Consider the following 3,500-nt stretch of genomic DNA (forward strand, 5'->3'; position numbering starts at 1 on the left):
CAGGATGAAGGCCCCTTTCAGAATAGACATAGCTCAGTACACACAATTACAACGGACATCCCCGCTTGAACGTTGCTCCTTTCAGGACTTCCGGTACCCATATGGTTGGCTCGCTGGAGAGAAAGACTCCCAAGCGGGGCGGTCAAGGGAGCGAGCAGCCAAAATCTTTGCCATGCCCTCTTAGCGACCGCCCCGCTCCTCCTCCAGCCTTGCGGCATGAGGCCTACTTCTCAGCGCCGTTGGCCGCTATGCGCAGACTGAGCGAGATAAGGCCTTGAAGAGAAAGGCCCGACGCTCAGCTTGCGCGGTGCTAGCGCTAGAACGAGCGGCTTGGAGAAAACGGCCTAACGGAACAACAACGTCAGGATCTCGCCGGCGCGCAGCCGTCGCCGGAGAGGAGGTGTGTCCTGCAGCGATGAGCTATCCTGACCTCCCTGCCATTCGAGCTGCTCGCGCGGTTCCTCCAGTAAGTTTGCCACAAAGGCCTGACTGGCAGCAAGACCGGGACGGAAAGTGGCCTCGACCTCATGATCGAGCGGGTTATAGACGCGTACAACCCAACCCTGATCGTCGAGCGAGCGCTTGATGGCGCTCACAACCAGCTCGGGAGGCGAGACCTCGACCAGCGAGGTCCAGGCTGGGAGTTGACCATCGTGCTGGCTGGTAACCAGAGCGCGAACCGGCAGATTAAGAGCCTGGGCCTCGCGCAGGACCAGACCGTCCTCAGCCTCCCAGGTGCCGCGGTGAGGCACCAGCGCATAATCGAATTCATGGCGACCGGGACATTGAGCCTCTGGTGTGTAGTACATGGGGCCGGCTGGACCCTGGCGTGTGGAGAGATCATCGCGCGAGAGCCACTCCACGCAGCGCAGCAACGTCAAGGCCAGCGCCATCTGTCCCGGGGCCACGCCCGGCCCGCCCTGCACAACCTCATATTCCGGCAGGCCGCGATTGAGCACCGCCAGGCCGATCTGACCGTCGCTGAGATCGACAAAACGCTTCTGCGGGAAAGTATTGACGGGCGCCTCGGCCCAATCGCTAAGGTTCTCCGGGCGAGGAACCGTCACGGGGCGCAGGCGAACCTCAAACGTTCCCTCAGCGGCTACCCTTTCTATTGTATAGGGGATGGGGAACAGTACCCGCAGACGATGGTCGCGCGCATTGTTCTCTACTGTCGTATGGATATCAATGCGGCGCACCCCGGGGTAGAGCGAGATCTCACTATAGATCGGGCAGTCGACAAAGCGCTCACTGCGGCTATCGCGGCTATCGCTGCAGGTGGCCGGCAGGCGCCAGACTGAACTAATACGCAGCGTCGCGCGCACCGGACCAGCGCTCAGCAGCTCGATGCGCGGCGGCTGAGCCGGCGTACTGATCAGCGTATCGCGTGCGGGCGGACAGTACGTATAGAGGTCACCGACATCGCCACCGTCGACAAAGCGATGCAGTCCGCGGAAAACTGCCCCCGTCTCCTTGTCAGTCACGGTTAGCGTGCCGAAATCGCTGTCCACCTCGACACGATAAAACTCGTTCTCAATCGACTGTGGCCCGCAGCGCAGCGTTGCATGTGCCAGCGGCGGGAGCTGGTCAGCCTGAACCGCCGGATAAAGCCAATAAGTTTTGGCGCCGTAGGGTGGCAGGTCGCTGGCCAGGAACTCGACTTTCTGCTGCATTAGCTCAAAGACCTCGAACTCCAGCGCCTTGATCTCCTCACGCTGAAGAAGCTGCAACACCTCCTGTTCGCTGGCTAGCAAGCGCTCGCGGTCGCCCTTGAGCAGATTAGAAGGAGCAAGCGCGATCTCGATGCGGCGCAGGTCGGGAGTGGCAGCCGGTAGGACGCGCAGATCGACGATCTCATCGGGATCGTCAGGGATACCCATCGCGATCCTGATAGTATCATGGGTCAGCGCCAGGAATTGACCGGGACGATCGAAGGTGCCCACAGCTTGCATCCGCGCCAGCGCCTGACGCTGAATGGTCTGGCTGCCGATGCGACGCCGATGCTCACCCAGCACCCGGAAAGGCAAGGCTCGCCCTTGCTCATCAACGAGCACCGCGCGCTGGAGCGACTCAGCAATGTGCACCTCGACAGAGACGGCCGCATTGCGAGGCCCAGGCCCCATATTGAAGACCACGATCGGGAAAGGCGCCCGCTCCTGCCCCGCCAGCGGCTGTGGCGGCTGGGTGCTCATCGTATCGGTGACCCGCTGCAGAGCGCGACTGACCAGCGCCTCACCGATCTGCTGGCACTGCGCGAACCGGACACTGTTCTCTCGATGGACCTGGTCGATGCTGCAGCCGCAGATGCTATCGTGCGGCTGATTCTGCAGCAGGTATTTCCAGGCCAGATTGACCAGGCCGCGCGGATAGTCATCGCCCAGCTTCCAGGCCCAGAGTGTCAGTGGCTCAACCCAGTGCTGTAGCAGGTGCTCCTGAGCGGTGTTCTGCTGCTTGATCCACATGCGCGTCGAGAGCACCGCCGGGAGCAAATGGGCATATTTGCTACTACGCAACTCGCCCTTGAGGAGGCGGAGCTGGCGCTGCTGCTGCTCAATACGCCGGCGCACCTGCTCGATGTACTGGGGGATGGTGCCAATCTGAATATGGATACCTTCATACTGATGATGATTGCTGTGACCAGAGCGCGAGACGTTCCCCAGCAGCTTATTGGCCGCCTCAATGGTTGCCGGCAGGCCCTGCTGCGGCTCCAGGTGATCGGAGCCGTTCATCAAAAGCAGCGTGTCCGTTGTGGTGGGCGTGCGATCGAGCAGCTGCGAGACCACGATCTCCAGCCGGGTGATGAAGGCATCGGGAGTCAGGGGCATCAGGCGCGCATTGCCATAGCCCTCGGGCAGGTAAATCACCAGAACCCTGGTGCCATCTGGCGCCTCCCAGTAGAATTCACTTTCTCTGACCTCATCGCCCACACCTCGCCAGAGAACCGCGCTATCAATGCCGAAACCCTGCAGAATCTGCGGCATCTGGGCAATATGACCAAAGCAGTCAGGCAGGTAGCCGACACGCATAGGTTCCCCAAATCGCGCTGCCTGCTTGAGACCCGTCTGCAAATTGCGAATCAGCGACTCACCGCTGACCAGGAATTCATCAGGCTGGAGGTACCAGGGGCCGATGAGGATGCGCCCCTCTGCAATGTATTGCTTGAGACGCTCCTCCTGCTCCGGTCGCACTTCCAGGTAGTCCTCAAGGACAATTGTTTGCCCATCAAGCATGAAGTGCTTGAATGCAGGGTCGTGTTCCATGATATTCAGCAGTTTGTCTATGGTTTGCACCAGTCGGATACGAAACTGCTGAAAGGTCAGATACCACTCGCGGTCCCAATGGGTATGTGGCACCAGAATGATGCTGAGTTGCCCACTCATACGTTTTCCCTTGTTATGTTTCCATCTTTTATCGATTTATTGCTGTACATTTATCACCTGCACCGTGTAGTGGGGAACCTGCTGGCAGACGGCGATTACCGACGCAGGTACAATAAATGT

Annotated in this window: 1 protein-coding gene; it reads right to left on the reverse strand. The window is 59.9% G+C overall.

The window, feature by feature from the left end; all coding sequences use genetic code 11:
• Window positions 1–344: 344 nt before the first annotated feature.
• Window positions 345–3,380: a glycoside hydrolase family 38 C-terminal domain-containing protein gene (locus IRZ24_RS18245; RefSeq protein WP_297167479.1), complete on the reverse strand. Its 3,036-nt coding sequence runs from the start codon at window positions 3,378–3,380 to the stop codon at window positions 345–347.
• Between the last annotated feature and the right edge of the window lie 120 nt (window positions 3,381–3,500).

The sequence above is a fragment of the Thermogemmatispora sp. genome (assembly GCF_019683755.1).
Taxonomy (GTDB): Bacteria; Chloroflexota; Ktedonobacteria; order Ktedonobacterales; family Ktedonobacteraceae; genus Thermogemmatispora.